The following is a 15,733-nucleotide window of genomic DNA, read 5'->3' on the forward strand; positions in this document are numbered from 1 at the left end:
CGGGGCCCGGACACGATCGCGGTGCTGGCGGTGCGCAGCGGCCGCGACGCGCGGGCCACGAGCCACCTCGAGGTGACGTACCGGGCGTGCGCGGAGGCCCTGGTCGCCATGGTCGCGCGTGGCGAGTTCCCGACACCGGGCAGCCGCTCCGACCTGGCCGACTCGCTGCGGGTCGGCGACGGGTTCATCCGGACGCGCGCCGACGGCACGGTCGAGTACGCGAGCCCGAACGCCCTCTCGGCCTACCGTCGTCTGGGCCTGCACGGCGACCTGCAGGACGTCGACCTCGCCGAGGTGACGGCCGCGTGCGTCGGCCGCACGCCGACCGACCTGAGCACGGCGGCGGCGTTGGGGGGCATGGCGCCGGCGGAGGCCGAGGTGGTCGGAGCGGAGGCGACGCTGCTGCTGCGGGTGATCCCCGTGACCCGCGAGGGCGCGCGGGGTCGCGGCGAGCGTGACGGTGCCGTGGTGCTGCTGCGCGACGTGACCGACCTGCGGCTGCGGGAGAAGCAGCTGCTGTCGAAGGAGGCGACGATCCGGGAGATCCACCACCGGGTCAAGAACAACCTGCAGACGGTGGCCGCGCTGCTGCGGCTGCAGGCGCGGCGCATGGACGTGCCGGAGGCGCGGGCGGCGCTCGAGGAGGCCGTGCGGCGCGTCGGCTCGATCGCGCTGGTCCACGAGACGCTGAGCCAGGGGTTCGACGAGAGCGTCGCGTTCGACGACATCGCCGACCGGCTCCTGCGGTCGGTGCTCGACGTCGGGGGTCCTCAGGTGCGGGCGGAACGGATCGGGGCGTTCGGCCTGCTGCCGGCGGAGGTGGCGACGCCGTTGGCGATGGTGCTGACGGAGCTCGTGCAGAACGCCGCCGAGCACGCGTTCCCCGACGGCGCCGGTCGGGTGACGGTGGCGGTGAACCGCATCCGCGACCGGCTGCGCATGCGGGTGAGCGACGACGGGGTGGGGCTGCCGGCCGACTTCGACCCGACGCGCAGCCTGGGCCTCTCGATCGTCTCCACGCTGGTCGAGAGCGAGCTGGGGGGCGAGCTCGGGTTCGAGTCGCGCCCCGGGCGCGGCGCGACGGTCGCCATCACGCTGACGCTCTGAGACCTCGACGTCGACCTCGTCCTCGACAGAGTCGGGTGGCACAGGGCCCCGGACGTCGAGAACCCCGTACCCGGGCTCGGGTACGGGGTTCGGACGCGTGCGGCGTGGAACGTCTCAGGCGGTGCGAATACGCGCCCGGGCGTTGCGACGCTTGAGGGCACGACGCTCGTCCTCGCTCATGCCTCCCCAGACGCCATGGTCCTGACCGGACTCGAGTGCCCACTGCAGGCACTGCTCACGGACGTCGCAGCGGCGACACACGACCTTCGCCTCCTCGATCTGCATGATCGCGGGGCCGGTGTTGCCGATGGGGAAGAAGAGCTCGGGGTCCTCATCGAGACATGCGCTGTGGTGGCGCCAGTCCATGACGACAGCTCCTTCCCTTGTGTGTGCAGGCGCGCAGGGATGTCCGCCCAGGGGAAGACCAACGCGCCGCGTTCATCGTTTCAACAAAAGGCGCGTCGCACAAGGGATAGCACGGTGGGTCGATGTCTGTTGAGTCACACAGGTCATACCAAAGGGGAGATCGCGGTCCTGGGCCGGGTGGCATCGGGGCGTGGTCCTAGGCTGGCGGGGTGAGCGAGACCAGCGACCCGACCCCCTCCGACCAGGGCGGCGACGACCCTGTCGCGCCCCGGGGGCGCGCCCGGACGCTGCTGCTCGTGGCCGGCGTCGTCGTGGCGCTGCAGGCGGCTGGTCTGCTGGCGATCACGGTGCTCGAGCTGGCGTCGGTGGAGGCCGACCGAGTGGGTCTGGGCGTCAGCACCGCAGTCTTCCTCGGAGCGCTCGGCGTGCTGCTGCTGGTGGCCGTCGTCCAGGTGCTGCGGGGTCGAGCCTGGCCGCGCGGCTTCCTCGTCTTCTCCCAGCTCCTGTGCCTGGCGCTGTCGTTCAACTTCCGCGGCGACGCCTCGTGGATCACCCCGACCCTGGCGGGCGGCGCGGCCGTCGCGCTGGTGTGCCTCCTGTCACCTCCGGTCACCCAGGCGCTCGGACGCCACGATCCCGTGTGAGAATGGGCGACGGCATCACCTGCCGCGCTCCCGTGTCCGCGGGCCCGCCGTGCACCTACCGGTCGCGGGCCGCGTCGACGCCGTCCTGCTCCGGGTCCGCCCCGTGAGCCCCCGCCCTCAGCGAGAGAGAAGCTGCCGCCCCATGGTCGCCACCGACTCCACCACCTCGACGTTCGACGCGTTCGACCCCACCGACCCCGTGTTCGCGCTGCACCGCGGCGGGAAGATGCAGGTCGCCGCGACGGTACCGCTGCGTGACGCCGACGACCTGTCGATGTCGTACACGCCGGGCGTCGCGCGGGTGTGCGAGGCGATCGCCGCCGACCCGGACCTGTCGCACGACTACACCTGGGTGTCCAACACGGTGGCGGTCATCACCGACGGCACCGCGGTGCTCGGTCTCGGCGACATCGGCCCGGCCGCCTCGATGCCGGTGATGGAGGGCAAGGCCGTCCTGTTCAAGCAGTTCGGCGGCGTCGACGCCATCCCGGTCGCGCTGGCGACGACCGACGTCGACGAGATCGTCGAGACGATCGTGCGCATGGCGCCGACGTTCGGCGGCGTGAACCTCGAGGACATCTCGAGCCCGCGGTGCTTCGAGATCGAGCAGCGGCTCATCGAGCGGCTCGACATCCCGGTCTTCCACGACGACCAGCACGGCACGGCCGTCGTCACGCTGGCCGCGCTCATCAACGCCGTCCGCCTGACCGACCGCGACATGCAGGACCTCAAGGTCGTCATCTCCGGTGCCGGTGCGGCCGGTGTGGCCATCGCGAAGATCCTGCAGTCGGCCGGCGTGCACCGCATCAGCGTCGTCGACCGCCAGGGCGTCATCCACCCCGGGCGCGACGACCTCAACAGCGTCAAGCAGTGGCTCGCCGACCAGACCGCCGACTGGGCGCGTCCCGGCACCGTGGGCGACGCGCTGGAGAAGGCCGACGTGTTCATCGGCGTCTCCGGCGGCACCATCCCCGAGGAGGACGTCGCGCGCATGGCGCCCGACGCCATCATCTTCGCGATGGCGAACCCCCACCCCGAGGTGCACCCCGACGTCGCGCACCGCTACGCGCGGGTCGTGGCCACGGGCCGCTCGGACTTCCCGAACCAGATCAACAACGTCCTGGTGTTCCCGGGCATCTTCCGCGGCGCTCTCGCGGTGCGTGCCACGGCGATCTCCGAGGGCATGAAGCTGGCGGCCGCGCACGCGATCGCCGAGCTCGTCGGCGACGACCTGAGCGAGTCCTACGTCATCCCGTCGCCCTTCGACCCGCGGGTGGCCGACGTCGTCAGCCGGGCCGTCACGGAGACCGCCCGCCGCGAGGGCCTCGCGCGCCGTCCGTACTGATCCGCTCGATACTGGACGCGGTACCTCATCCGGGGCCGGGCTCCGCCTGGCCGTCGCCCTGCTCGAAGGAGTCGCATGTTCGCCGTCTACGCCGGTCAGATCAACCCCGAGAACCCGCTCGAGGGGCTGGTGGTCGGGGACCGTCCCGACCCCGAGGTGCCGGACGGCTGGACCACGGTGACCGTCAAGGCGGCGTCGATCAACCACCACGACGTGTGGAGCCTGCGCGGCGTGGGGCTGCGCGAGGAGTCGTTGCCGATGATCCTCGGCTGCGACGCGGCGGGCTACGACGAGGACGGCAACGAGGTGCTCGTGCACGCCGTCGTCAGCGACCCGTCGTGGCGCGGTGACGAGACGCTCGACCCCAGGCGCTCGCTGCTGTCGGAGCGCCACCAGGGCACGTTCGCCGAGAAGGTCGCGGTGCCCACGCGCAACGTCGTGCCGAAGCCGGCAGGTCTGTCGTTCAGCGAGGCGGCGTGCCTTCCCACGGCCTGGCTGACCGCCTACCGGATGCTGTTCACGCAGTCGGGGCTCAAGCAGGGCGACACCGTCCTCGTGCAGGGCGCCGGCGGCGGTGTCGCCACCGCCGTCATCACGTTGGCCCGCGCGGCCGGCTTCCGGGTGCTGGCCACGAGCCGCGACGAGGACAAGCGCGCCAAGGCCCTCGAGATCGGTGCGCACGAGGTCTTCGAGTCCGGGGCGCGCCTGCCGGTGAAGGTCGACGCCGTCATGGAGACGGTCGGCGCCGCCACCTGGTCGCACTCGGTCAAGTCGATGCGTCCGGGCGGCACGATCGTCATCTCCGGCGCGACGTCGGGCGACGCGCCGAAGGCGGCCGAGCTGACCCGCATCTTCTTCCAGCAGATGCGCGTGCACGGCTCCACCATGGGCACGCGCGACGAGCTCCACGCGCTCGCGCAGTTCATGGACGTCACCGGGACGCGCCCGCTCATCGACAGCGAGATCCCCATGGCCGACGCCGCCCAGGGCCTGCAGCGCGTCGTCGACGGCGACGTCTTCGGCAAGATCGTCCTCACCCTCTGACCCGGCGCCCGGCCGCCGACGTCAGAGGACGCCGGCGGCCAGCAGGGCGCTCGTGGCGCCCAGCAGCACCACCAGGAACAGCACGTTCACCACGGTGAACAGGCCGAGGAACGCGCGGGTGCCGCCGGGTCGCAGCAGCTGGTAGCGGCGCAGGGTGATCAGGCTCGCGAGCGACGCCACCACCGTGCCGACCCCGCCGACGTTGACGCCCAGCAGGAGCGCACGCCAGTCGTCGGTGAAGGGCGCGTAGATCAGCGCGGTCGGCACGTTCGAGATCAGCTGGCTCCCGGCCACGCTCCACAGCAGGACGTGCTCCTGCAGCAGGTCCTGCAAGACGCCGCTGGCCTGCGGCACGCGCTCGAGGTTGCCGGCGAAGACGAAGAACAGCACGAACGTCGCGAGCAACCCGTAGTCGACCGACCGCAGCGCCTGCAGGTCGACGACGGCCACCACCGCGACGACCACCAGGCCCGCCCAGACCGGCAGCGCGCGCACGACGAGCGCGACGGCCACGGCGAACAGGACCAGGTGGACGGCCGCCGGTCGCCAGCGCACGGGCGTGCGGGAGGTCACCGGTCGGATGGCGCCGCCCGGGACGCGCAGGCACGCGAGCACGAGCAGCGCGATCGACAGCGCGAACGGGATCGCCATGACGGCGACGAGCTGACCCACGGACAGGTGGAAGTACTGGTAGAGGAACAGGTTCTGCGGGCTGCCGAACGGCGTGATCATGCCGCCGAGGTTCGCCGCGACGGTCTGCAGCACGAAGACGTACGCGAGGTGCTGCTCGTCGCCCGTCGCGCGCAGGGCCAGCGCGGACAGTGGGAGGAAGGTCAGCAGCGCCATGTCGTTGGTGATGAGCATCGACCCGAGCGCGGTCAGCAGGACGAGCCCGACGACGAGCGTCCGTCGACCACGCAGCACCCCCACGACACCCTCCGCCGCGGCGGTGACGAGGTGCGTCCGGTCCAGCGCGCTGATCACCGTCAGGAAGCACCACAGCCCCACGAGCGTGCGGTACTCGGGATAGTGCAGGTACTCCGCACTGGGCGGCACGAGCAGGCAGGTCAAGGCGGCCGCGACGGCCGTCGCGGTGAGGAAGGGATTGACGGTCAGCAGGTGCCGGACCCGAGCCGCGACGCCGCGCTCAGCCATCGTCGTCCCGGTCGTCGGCGAGCACGTGCCGCAGGTAGCGTCCCGGTGCCTCCAGGTACGCACGCCAGTGGGTGACGAGGTCGAGCGACTCCCAGCTCGTGTCCCGCAGCCCCCACGGACCGACCTCCAGGATCCGAGCCCCGGGCAACGACGCGACGACGGGGGAGTGGGTCGCGCACAGCACCTGACCTCCCGTGGCCGCGATGTCGTGAAGGGTGCGCAGCAGCGCCAGGCTGGACGAGAACGACAGCGCCGCCTCCGGCTCGTCGAGGCAGTAGAAGCCGGGGGAGTCGAAGCGACGGCGCAGCACCTCCAGGAAGGACTCGCCGTGGCTCATCGCGTGCAGGTCGGGCCCGCCGACGCCCTCCTGGTACGTGTACCAGCCGTGCATCGTCTCGGCGCGCAGGAAGAAGCCCCACCGCCCGCTCCCGACGCCCCGCTGGAGGGTCAGCGCCGTGTGCAGGGCGGACTCGCTCGGGCGCGAGCTGTGCTGCCCGTGCGGGCTGCCTCCTTCCGGCGACAACCCGTAGGCGATCGCCACCGCCTCGACGATCGTCGACTTCCCGGCCCCGTTCCCACCGACGAGGAACGTGACCCCGGGCGCAAGGTCGAGGCCGTCGCGCAGCACCTGCTGGACGGCGGGGACGTCGGCGAGCCAGGGGTCGAGACCGTCCGCACGCTCCGGGATCACCCGGACGACGGGCGGCTGGTCGAACCTCACCGGGACAGTGTGGCAGTGGGGGAGGACAGGAGCAGCGGCACGCCTGCCGCCTCCGGTGGTCGAGTAGCTCCGGCGGCGAGCGCCAGCGAGCTCGCCGGGGCTGTGGAGCCGTCGCAGCAGCGGCGTAGCCGCGATGGAGCGAGACCATTCGGCAGCGGCTCAGCGGTTCCTACCCACGCGTGATGGGGTCTGGACGCCCACCAGGTCTCGATACAGACCGACGCCTTCGGCGTGCACGACTCGACCTGCCGATCTCGTTCGCTCGCAAAGCTCGCTCAGAGATCGTCATCGTCGTCGAGGCGGGCGAGCCAGGTGGCCAGCCGTTCGACCGACACCTCGAAGTCGGGGTGCAGGTCGACGAACTCGACGAGCCGGTCGGCCAGCCACGCGAAGGAGATCTCCTCCTCGCCGCGGCGGGCCGCCAGCTCCTCGATGCCTCGGTCGGTGAAGTACACGGCTCAGGCGAACGCCGCGTCCATCAGCTCGCGCTGCTCGGCGTCGTGCCGCGACTTCGAGCCCACCGCCGTCGTCGACGACGCCGGGCGCGACACGAGCGTCAGCGCACCGGACGCCACGGCGTCGGGGTAGTGCAGCGCGGCGTCGGGCCACGGACCCTGGTTCGCGGGCTCGTCCTGCACCCAGCGGACGTTCTTCACGCCGCTGAAGCGGGCGAGCTCGGTCTTGATCTGCTCGACCGGGCGCGGGTACAGCTGCTCGAGGCGGACGATCGCCGTCGTCGGGTCGTCGCCCTCACGCTTCGCGCGCTCGTCGAACAGGTCGTGCGCGATCCGGCCCGAGCACAGCAGCACCGTGTCGACCTTCTCGGCGTCGACGGAGTCGTCGCCGATCACCGGACGCCACTGGCCCGACGTGAACTCGTCCGGCTGCGACGCCGCGCTCTTGCGACGCAGCAGCTGCTTGGGCGTGAACACGATGAGCGGACGGTGCTGGCCCTCCAGCGTGTGCCGACGCAGCAGGTGGAAGTACGACGCCGACGTCGATGGCTGGGCGATCGTCATCTCGTCGTTCGCGGCGAGCTGCAGGAACCGCTCGATGCGCGCCGACGAGTGGTCCGGCCCCTGGCCCTCGTAGCCGTGGGGCAGGAGCAGCACGACGCCGGACTTCTGGCCCCACTTCGTCTCACCGGAGGAGATGTACTCGTCGATGACCGACTGGGCGCCGTTGACGAAGTCGCCGAACTGCGCCTCCCACAGGGTGAGCGCCTCGGGACGCGCCACCGAGTAGCCGTACTCGAAGCCGAGCGCGGCGTACTCGCTGAGCAGCGAGTCGTAGATGTAGAACGTCGCCTGCTCGTCGCCGACGTGCGACAGCGGGGTCCACTCGCTGCCGTTGTTGCGGTCGATGATCGTCGCGAAGCGCGAGGAGAACGTGCCACGCCGCGAGTCCTGGCCGGCGAGGCGCACGGGGCGACCCTCGAGCAGCAGCGATCCGAACGCGATGATCTCGCCCGTGCCCCAGTCGATCGGGCCCGTCTCGATGGACTGGGCGCGACGCTGCAGCTGGGGGAGCACCTTCGGGTGGACCGTGAAGCCGTCAGGCACGGAGGTGTAGGCCGACGACACGGCCTTCATGACCTCGGGGGACACGGCCGTCTCGAGCGCGCCCTCCTGCTCGGGCTTCTCGGGGTAGTCCGGGGTGCGCGTGTAGTCGGCGTCGGAGGAGGTGGCCTCCTTGACGTCGGCGAAGTTGCGCTCGAGCTGGGACTGGTAGTCCGCGAGGGCGGCCTCGGCCTCCTCGATCGTGATGTCGCCACGACCCACGAGGGCCTCGGTGTAGAGCTTGCGCACCGACTTCTTCGCGTTGATCGTGTCGTACATCAGCGGCTGCGTGAACGACGGGTCGTCGCCCTCGTTGTGGCCGCGGCGGCGGTAGCAGACCAGGTCGATCACGACGTCCTTGTTGAACGTCTTGCGGTACTCGTAGGCGAGGTCGGCGACGCGGATGCACGCCTCCGGGTCGTCACCGTTCACGTGCAGGATCGGCGCCTGGACCATGCGGGCGACGTCGGTGCAGTAGGTCGAGGAGCGCGACGACGACGGGCTCGTCGTGAAACCGACCTGGTTGTTGACGATCACGTGGATCGTGCCGCCCGTGCGGTAGCCGCGCAGCTGCGACAGGTTGAGCGTCTCCGCGACGACACCCTGGCCGGCGAAGGCGGCGTCGCCGTGCACGAGGACCGGCAGCACCGGGAACTCGGCGCCGCGGTTGAGACGGTCCTGCTTCGCGCGGGTGATGCCCTCCAGCACCGGGTCGACGACCTCGAGGTGCGACGGGTTGGCGGCCACCGACACCTTGATCGTGTCGCCGTGCTCGGAGCGGAACTCGCCCTCGACGCCCAGGTGGTACTTGACGTCGCCGGAGCCCTGCACCGTGCGGGGGTCGATGTTGCCCTCGAACTCGCGGAACACCGTGCCGGCGCTCTTGCCCGCGATGTTGACGAGGACGTTGAGGCGGCCGCGGTGGGCCATGCCGATGCAGACCTCCTCGAGGCCGTCGGCGGCTGCCTCCTCGCAGATCTCGTCGAGCAGCGGGATGGTCGTCTCGCCGCCCTCGAGGCTGAAGCGCTTCTGGCCGACGAACTTCGTCTGCAGGAAGGTCTCGAACGCCTCGGCCTGGTTCAGCTTGAGCAGGATGCGCAGCTGCTCCTCGCGCGGGGGCTTCGTGTGGCCCACCTCGATGCGGTCCTGCAGCCACTGACGCTCGCCCGGGTCCTGGATGTGCATGTACTCCAGGCCGATGGAGCGGCAGTAGGAGTCGCGCAGGACGCCGAGGATCTCGCGCAGCTTCATGAAGCGCTTGCCCGTGCCGCTCGCGAACGAGCCGGTGGCGAACTCGCGGTCGAGGTCCCACAGGGTCAGGCCGTGCGACGCGGTGTCGAGGTCGGGGTGGCTGCGCTGGCGGTACTCGAGCGGGTTGGTGTCGGCCATGAGGTGGCCGCGCACGCGGAAGGCGTGGATCAGCTCGAGCACGCGCGCCTGGCGGTGCACCTCGTCGTCGTGGCTGACGGCGATGTCCTGGGCCCAGCGGATCGGCTCGTAGGGGATCCGCAGCGCCTGGAAGATCTCGTCGTAGAAGCCCTCCTCGCCGAGGAGCAGCTGGTGGATCCGACGCAGGAACTCGCCCGACTGCGCACCCTGGATGACGCGGTGGTCGTAGGTCGAGGTCAGCGTCATCATCTTGCTGACGGCGAGGTGGGCGATGGTGTGCTCGGACGCGCCCTGGAACTCCGGCGGGTACTCCATGGAGCCGACGCCGACGATGACGCCCTGGCCCTTCATGAGCCGCGGGACGGAGTGGTTGGTGCCGATGCCTCCGGGGTTGGTGAGGCTGGCGGTGGTGCCCTGGAAGTCGGAGACCTCGAGCTTGCCGTCGCGGGCCTTCTTGACCATCGCCTCGTACGCCTGCCAGAACTGGGCGAAGTTCATGGTCTCGGCGGCCTTGATGGACGGCACGAGGAGCTGGCGCTCGCCCTTGGCGTTCTTCGTGTCGATCGCGAGGCCGAAGTTGACGTGCTCGGGCTTCAGCTGGACCGGCTTGCCCTTCTCGTCGGTGTCGTAGCCGGTGTTCATCTCCGGCATCGCCGTGAGGGCCTTCACGACGGCGTAGCCGATGAGGTGGGTGAACGACACCTTGCCGCCGCGAGCGCGGGCGAGGTGGTTGTTGATGACGATGCGGTTGTCGAACAGCAGCTTGACCGGCACCGAGCGCACGCTCGTGGCGGTGGGGACCTCGAGGCTGGCGTCCATGTTGGCAGCGGTGCGCGCGGGGGCGCCCTTGAGCGGCACGCGCTCGACCTCGCCCGGACCCGAGGGCTGGGGCGCGGCCGACGTCGACTTCGGGTCGGTGGAGCGCGGCGCGGGACGAGCCGCCTGCGGCTTCTTCTCCGGGGCCTTGCTCTGCGCGGGCTTCGCGGGCGCGGGCTCGGCCTTCTTCGGCGCGGCCTGCTGCGCGGGGGCCGCCTTGGCAGCAGGTGCCGGTGCGGCAGGCTCCGGCTTCTTCTCCGGGGTCTTCGCGGGGGCGGCCTCGGGCTTCTCGGCGACCTTGGCGGCTGCCGGCCCAGTGCCGTTCGTGGACGTGCCGTTCGCGGACGTGCCGTTGCGCGCAGCCCCGTTCGTGGAGGGGGCGGTGCCGTTGCCCCGCAGGAGCGCCGCGCCGTCACCCTCCTCGAAGAACGTCACCCAGGTCGGGTCGAGGGAGGCGGGGTCCGCCTTGTACTGGTCGTACATCTCCTCGACGAGCCACTGGTTCGTCCCGAAGTCGGGGGTTGACGGGTCATGTGAGGACTCGGCCACGGCCTCGATCGCCTCTTCCGGTTGGTTCCCTGCGCACTTGGACACGGTGCGACTCAAGACTAGCGCGCTGACCCGGACGCTCGACGTCCGGTTCGCCCTGCCTGGAGCCGTGTCTCCCACCGTCCCACGGGGTGATCCTCGTCGCAGCGCGATCGCGTCGATCGGGGTGGTCGAGCGTGCGCGGTGGAGCGGGGGCGCGGCAGCCTCACGCGACGGTGACGACGACGTCCGACAGGCCGTGGAAGGCGGCGAGCGCCGCGCCCTCGTGGTCGAGCGAGGACCGGTGGCGGCGGGAGAGAGCGGCGTCGGTGTGCACGACGACGGTGAGGGTGCCGGCGCGCACGCAGCGGCTCCAGTGGCCGGAGAGTCGTCCGTCGAGCACCAGGAGACCCGCCCCGGACATCGTCGCGGTGTACCGCGCGCCGACCTCCGCGCGGAGCTCGGCGTCGCGCGCGTAGGAGACGAACTCGTCGAACTGCGAGAGCAGCAGCACGGCGGGCACGTCGGCGCGGGAGTCGCGCAGCTCGTCCAGCGGGTGCTGCGACCAGAGCCGTCGGCCCTCGAGCTCGACCTCGTGCAGCCCGGCGTCGGCGACCGCTCGACGAGCCTGGGTGAGGGTGAGGCTCGACCACCACGCCAGGTCGGCCGGTGTGAAGGGGCCGTGCCCGCGGGCGTAGGTGGAGGCGAGCCACGCCCGGTCGGCGTCGACGCCCGCCGTGCTGGGCGCGAGCCCGAGGGGCTGGTAGCGGTGCGGACCGCCGGGGTCACGGCCTCCGGCCACCTCGCCACGGAGCTCGGCGGCCATGACGACGTGGGCCAGGAGGTCGCCGCCGAACGGCGTTCCTGCGTCGTCCAGGCGGGCGGCGACGTCGTCGCGGGTGCACCCCGGAGCGTCGCGGACCGCCTCCACGACCACCTCGCTGGCCTTGGCCAGAGCCGACTCCTCGAGGCCTTGGCGCCGGACGTGGGGCAGCAGCTGGCCCATGACGCGGTCGCTGGTCGCGGCGACCACACGAGGGAGGTCGTCGACGTGCACGTGGTGCCAGGTGGTGCGCAGGACGTGCGTCCGGACGACCCCGCCGGCGCGGAGCGCGTCGAGGACGCCGGCGAGGGGAGGGGTGCCGCAGCGGCGGGCGATGCTCCACGGCACCGTGGTGTGCTCCTGGGACTGCACCGCCCCGAGGTGGCGGACCACCGCCGTGGCGTCGGCGAGCGGCGTGCCTGCGAGACGCTGGGACCGCAGCCGGTACGGCGCGAGTGACTGGTGCACCCGATGATGCTCCCACCCTGCACGGACAGGACCGCTCGTCCGTGCAGGGTGCCTCGCCGGCGACCGCAGTCTCAGGAACCGAGCGCGTCCTGCAGCGTCTGCGCCACCTTTCCCGCGGCCTTGACGTTCTTGCGGCCGTCGAGGAGGGCCTTGGGCTTGTCGTCGAAGCCTCCGGCGGTGATCTCGACGGACGCCCCGGCGTCGGTGGAGGTCACCGTCGCGACGTACTCGTGGCCCCACGAGAACGCCGTCTTGCCGCTGGTGAAGCCGACGGTGCGCGACGCGTCGTCGCGGGCGACCTCGGTGAAGGGCGGCGCGGACGCGAGCGCCGTGAGGGCGGCGAACGTCCGCTCGGCGTCCTGCGTGGTCGTGACGGTGGTGCTGCGCGGTGCGTGCACGGGATCCCCTCCTGGTCGACGACGAGGCCGCTCCCCGCCCGCCACCGACGCTAGGCCGAGCGGTCCGTCCGACGCCAGCGACCCGCCCGCTGCGTGGCAGCATCGGCGCATGCGCACCCCGATCCCGGACTACCTCGCCCAGGTGCTCGACGAGTGCGGTGGCGACGACGGCGAGGTCGCCGACTACATCGCCGAGCTCGCGCAGGCCGACCCCGACCGGCTGGCGATCGCCGTGGCCACGCTCGACGGCGTGGTGGCCACGGCCGGCGACGCCGACGTCGCGTTCTCCATCCAGTCGATCTCCAAGCCGTTCACGTACGCGTTGGCCATCGCCGACCAGGGCCTGGACGCCGTCGTCGAGAAGATCGACGTCGAGCCGTCGGGCGACGCGTTCAACGAGATCTCGCTGGAGCGTGGCTCGGGGCGTCCCCGCAACCCCATGATCAACGCGGGCGCGATCGCGGCGTACGCCCTGGTGGAGGGTCCTGGCTCCGACGAGCGCTTCGAGCGGGTGCGCTCCTTCTACTCCCGGCTCGCCGGGCGCGAGCTCGACGTCGACGAGGCGGTGTTCGAGTCCGAGCTCGGCACCGCCGACCGCAACATGGCGATCGCCTACATGCTGCGCACCGTCGGCACCCTCGACGGTGACCCGCCGGACGTCGTGCGCGGCTACACGCGCCAGTGCGCCGTGTCGGTCACCGTCCGCGACCTCGCACGCATGGCCGCGGTGCTCGCGGGGCAGGGCCGCGCGCCCGACGGGGAGCAGCTGCTCGAGCCGCAGGTGGCGCGCCAGGTTCTGAGCGTCATGGCCACCTGCGGCATGTACGACGCCGCCGGCGACTGGCTCACGACGGTCGGCATCCCGGCCAAGAGCGGCGTGGCCGGCGGGCTGATCGGCGTCCTGCCGGGCCAGGTCGGCATCGCCGTCTTCTCCCCGCGCCTCGACCGGCACGGCAACAGCGCGCGGGGCGTGCGCGTCTTCGAGCGGTTGTCGCGCGACATGGGGCTGCACCTCATGGAGGTCTCCGACGTCGCGCGCTCGGTGGTGCGGCGGGTCGAGCGCGGAGCGTCGCGCGTGGCGGTGCACGAGGTCGCCGGCGACCTGCGCTTCGTCGAGGCCGAGCGCGTGCTGCGCAGCCTCGAGGAGGAGCCGGAGGGAGAGGAGCCCGTGGTGCTCGACCTCGAGCGGGTGCACCGGGTCAACGACGTCGCGCGGCGCATGCTGCTGGAAGGAGTGCGCCGGCTGCACCTCGACGGGCACGACGTGCGTCTCGTCGACCCGTCCGCGGTGCTCGGCGGCGACGGGCAGGGGCCCGACGCGGGCGACGGCTACGTCCCCGAGGTGTTCGAGGACGCAGCCGCCGCCGTCGGTGAGTGAGCGGGCTCAGCTCTCCAGCGTCGCGTCGAGGGTGATCTGGTCGACCGAGGCGAGCGCCTTGCTGAGCGGGCAGCCGGTCTTCGCCTCCTCGGCAGCCTGCTGGAAGGTGGCGTCGTCGACGCCCTCGACCTCGCCGCGCACGGTCAGCGCGATCGTGTGGATCTTGAAGCCGCCGTCGGCGTCGTCCTTGCCGAGCGAGACGTCGGCCTTCGTCTCGATGGAGCGGACCGTGCCGCCGTTCTTCTCGAGGACGGCGGTCAGCTGCATCGTGTAGCAGGCGGAGTGTGCCGCGCCGAGGAGCTCCTCGGGGTTGGTCACGCCACCGCCGTCCTCGGACGAGCGCTTGGGGAAGGACATCTCGAACGTGCCGAGGCCGGAGCTGGTGAGCTCGACCTGACCGGTTCCGTCCTCGAAGCCGCCGTCCCAGGCGGTGCGAGCAGTGCGAGTGGGCATGGTGTCTCCTGCCGGTGGGTGGGATGTGTACCACCGACGCTACGAGCGTGAGGAGGTCCCGCAACCTGATTCGTGCGGCGGGGCCACCTCAGTCGAGCGTGAGGTCCTTGAACCAGGAGTCGGTCACGTAGTCGGTCTCCCAGCCCATCGACAGGTAGAGCTGGTCGGCCGACGTGGGGGAGTCGGCGTCGACCTCCAGGCCGACGCGGTTGCGGCCGCGTCGGGCGGCGTCGCTGATGACCGCGGCGAGGAGGGACTTCGCGACACCTCGTCCGCGGGCGTGCCGGTTGACGCCGATGTACTCGACGTAGGTGCCCTCCGGTCCGCCGTGCTTGCCGGGGAGCACGGAGCACACGACCGTGCCCGCCGGCACCTGCTCGCCCCCTCCTTCGGCGCTGTCGTCGGTGACGTACGCCAGCCACCACTGGTCCCAGCGGTGCCCGGGCTCCTCGCGCATGCGCTGCACGAACTCGGGGAAGGACTCGCGGTAGTTGTTGAAGTGGTCCTCGAAGGACGTCTCGAGCATGTGGTGCACCGTCTGCAGGTCCGACGCGACCGGGAACCCGTTCTCGTGCTTCTCGACCGTGCGTACGAGCACGCCCTCGCGGGGCTCGAGGTCGGCGTCGCCGTCGCTCACGGGCCGCTCCATGTGCAGCCACGTGCGCCGCTTGGCGTAGCCGGCGTGCTCGAGCCAGCCGGCCTGGCGGGTGTCGTCGGCGAAGGGGCTCTCGTCGAGGCGGGTCGCGTCGATGCCGCGGATGCGCGCCATGAGGACCGCCACCTCCTCCGCCCACGCGTAGAGCACGCGGGCGATCTCGTCGACCTCGGCGACGTCGCGGTCGAAGTAGCCCCACACGAGGGCCCGTCCCGCCGCGCGGTCGTGGACGGTGATCCAGGCGACGGGCACGTCGTCGTCGCCGACGGCCACGAGCTGACGTCGCGTCCACGACGCCTGCCCAGCCACCTCGTTCTCGATGCCGGCGGGGTCGACGTGCGCCTCGCCCGTGCCCTGCAGCTCGTCGAGGTGGCGCAGGCGCACGAGGGCGTCGACGTCACCGTAGGTAGGGACGCGCGCGGTCCAGGGGCCGGGCAGGTCGGGGACGTCGATCTCGGTCGGGGCGGTCTCGTCTGCTGGGCTCATCGGGTCACGAGTCTCCCACCTCCGCCGTCTCGCGCGCGTCGGCCCTGGTGGAGGTGGGGGTCTTGGGCTGCTGGTGGGGTGGCTGCGGGGCGCTGGTCGTGCTGGTGCGGTGCCTGCGGGGCTCTCGTCCTGCTGGTGCGGTGCCTGCGGGGCGCTCGCGTTGCTGGTGCATCGCCGCAGGAGACTTGTGGTTGCTGGTGCGCTGCCTCGGCTGACGCTGTGTGTGGTCTCCGACAGGGGCCTCGACCGGCAGCGGGCCTGGGCCTGGCTTCGGGTCTCGGGGTCTGGCCTGGGTCCGCCCTCGACGCACGATTCTTCGTTTCTGCGTTCTTGATCCACCGCTCTGCGTTCGCGCGTCCTATCGGTGGATCTGCAACCGCAGGAACCGTTCTGCGGTT

14 protein-coding genes are annotated in these 15,733 nt (G+C 71.6%); 5 read left to right on the forward strand and 9 right to left on the reverse strand.

Translation table 11 applies throughout. The annotated features are described in order from the left end of the window. Positions 1–1,107, forward strand: a 1,107-nt coding sequence (locus NH339_RS02415) for a sensor histidine kinase (protein WP_253022122.1), incomplete at its 5' end; no start/stop codon positions are given. Positions 1,108–1,221: 114 nt separating this feature from the next. Here the strand turns inward: NH339_RS02415 and NH339_RS02420 are convergent. Further along, entirely contained in the window at positions 1,222–1,473 is a 252-nt protein-coding gene (locus NH339_RS02420; protein ID WP_067856180.1) for a WhiB family transcriptional regulator, read from the reverse strand. A gap of 209 nt (positions 1,474–1,682) precedes the next feature. Between NH339_RS02420 and NH339_RS02425 the strand changes: the two genes are divergently transcribed. From NH339_RS02425 to NH339_RS02435, 3 genes are all read left to right on the forward strand, one after another. Next, complete coding sequence (locus tag NH339_RS02425) at positions 1,683–2,117, forward strand: hypothetical protein (protein ID WP_253022124.1); 435 nt, start codon at positions 1,683–1,685, stop codon at positions 2,115–2,117. A 142-nt stretch (positions 2,118–2,259) separates the two neighbouring features. Beyond that, positions 2,260–3,462 (forward strand): NADP-dependent malic enzyme, encoded by a 1,203-nt coding sequence (locus NH339_RS02430; protein WP_253022125.1) that lies wholly within the window; start codon positions 2,260–2,262, stop codon positions 3,460–3,462. A gap of 75 nt (positions 3,463–3,537) precedes the next feature. Further along, positions 3,538–4,506 carry a zinc-binding dehydrogenase gene (locus NH339_RS02435; RefSeq protein WP_253022127.1) on the forward strand — a complete coding sequence of 323 codons (969 nt, stop codon included), beginning with the start codon at positions 3,538–3,540 and terminating at the stop codon, positions 4,504–4,506. Between the two features lie 21 nt (positions 4,507–4,527). Here the strand turns inward: NH339_RS02435 and NH339_RS02440 are convergent, their stop codons facing one another. From NH339_RS02440 to NH339_RS18750, 6 genes are all read right to left on the reverse strand, one after another. Continuing rightward, positions 4,528–5,661 carry an SLC13 family permease gene (locus NH339_RS02440; protein ID WP_253022129.1) on the reverse strand — a complete coding sequence of 378 codons (1,134 nt, stop codon included), beginning with the start codon at positions 5,659–5,661 and terminating at the stop codon, positions 4,528–4,530. Next, on the reverse strand, positions 5,654–6,382 hold the full coding sequence (locus tag NH339_RS02445) for an AAA family ATPase (protein WP_253022131.1): 729 nt from the start codon (positions 6,380–6,382) through the stop codon (positions 5,654–5,656). The genes NH339_RS02440 and NH339_RS02445 overlap by 8 nt, the downstream gene beginning before the upstream one ends. A gap of 275 nt (positions 6,383–6,657) precedes the next feature. Next, positions 6,658–6,837 carry a DUF6104 family protein gene (locus tag NH339_RS02450; protein WP_253022133.1) on the reverse strand — a complete coding sequence of 60 codons (180 nt, stop codon included), beginning with the start codon at positions 6,835–6,837 and terminating at the stop codon, positions 6,658–6,660. A gap of 3 nt (positions 6,838–6,840) precedes the next feature. After that, positions 6,841–10,695, reverse strand: a complete 3,855-nt coding sequence (locus NH339_RS02455; protein WP_253022135.1) for a multifunctional oxoglutarate decarboxylase/oxoglutarate dehydrogenase thiamine pyrophosphate-binding subunit/dihydrolipoyllysine-residue succinyltransferase subunit — start codon at positions 10,693–10,695, stop codon at positions 6,841–6,843. A gap of 205 nt (positions 10,696–10,900) precedes the next feature. Beyond that, positions 10,901–11,965, reverse strand: coding sequence for a winged helix DNA-binding domain-containing protein (locus NH339_RS02460; protein ID WP_253022138.1), 1,065 nt, complete (start codon positions 11,963–11,965; stop codon positions 10,901–10,903). 71 nt (positions 11,966–12,036) lie between these two features. Beyond that, a complete protein-coding gene (locus tag NH339_RS18750; RefSeq protein ID WP_253022140.1) occupies positions 12,037–12,363 on the reverse strand; it encodes a hypothetical protein in 327 nt (108 codons plus the stop codon). 109 nt (positions 12,364–12,472) lie between these two features. On the opposite strand from NH339_RS18750, the gene NH339_RS02470 reads away from it, so the two are divergent. Further along, a complete protein-coding gene (locus tag NH339_RS02470; RefSeq protein ID WP_253022142.1) occupies positions 12,473–13,741 on the forward strand; it encodes a glutaminase in 1,269 nt (422 codons plus the stop codon). Between the two features lie 6 nt (positions 13,742–13,747). Here NH339_RS02470 and NH339_RS02475 read toward each other — a convergent pair whose 3' ends face one another. Then, positions 13,748–14,194, reverse strand: coding sequence for an OsmC family peroxiredoxin (locus NH339_RS02475; protein ID WP_253022145.1), 447 nt, complete (start codon positions 14,192–14,194; stop codon positions 13,748–13,750). Positions 14,195–14,282: 88 nt separating this feature from the next. After that, positions 14,283–15,335, reverse strand: coding sequence for an N-acetyltransferase (locus NH339_RS02480; RefSeq protein ID WP_253022147.1), 1,053 nt, complete (start codon positions 15,333–15,335; stop codon positions 14,283–14,285). Positions 15,336–15,733: the final 398 nt, after the last annotated feature.

This window comes from Aeromicrobium sp. CnD17-E (genome assembly GCF_024124745.1).
Taxonomy (GTDB): domain Bacteria; phylum Actinomycetota; class Actinomycetes; order Propionibacteriales; family Nocardioidaceae; genus Aeromicrobium.

Excerpts from the sequence above, each read along its gene's own strand:
- NH339_RS02435 (WP_253022127.1), top strand. The coding sequence starts at position 3,538 with ATGTTCGCCGTCTACGCCGGTCAGATCAACCCCGAGAACCCGCTCGAG.
- NH339_RS02430 (WP_253022125.1), top strand. The coding sequence starts at position 2,260 with ATGGTCGCCACCGACTCCACCACCTCGACGTTCGACGCGTTCGACCCC.
- NH339_RS02420 (WP_067856180.1), bottom strand. The coding sequence starts at position 1,473 with ATGGACTGGCGCCACCACAGCGCATGTCTCGATGAGGACCCCGAGCTC.
- NH339_RS02480 (WP_253022147.1), bottom strand. The coding sequence starts at position 15,335 with ATGAGCCCAGCAGACGAGACCGCCCCGACCGAGATCGACGTCCCCGAC.
- NH339_RS02440 (WP_253022129.1), bottom strand. The coding sequence starts at position 5,661 with ATGGCTGAGCGCGGCGTCGCGGCTCGGGTCCGGCACCTGCTGACCGTC.
- NH339_RS02470 (WP_253022142.1), top strand. The coding sequence starts at position 12,473 with ATGCGCACCCCGATCCCGGACTACCTCGCCCAGGTGCTCGACGAGTGC.
- NH339_RS02475 (WP_253022145.1), bottom strand. The coding sequence starts at position 14,194 with ATGCCCACTCGCACTGCTCGCACCGCCTGGGACGGCGGCTTCGAGGAC.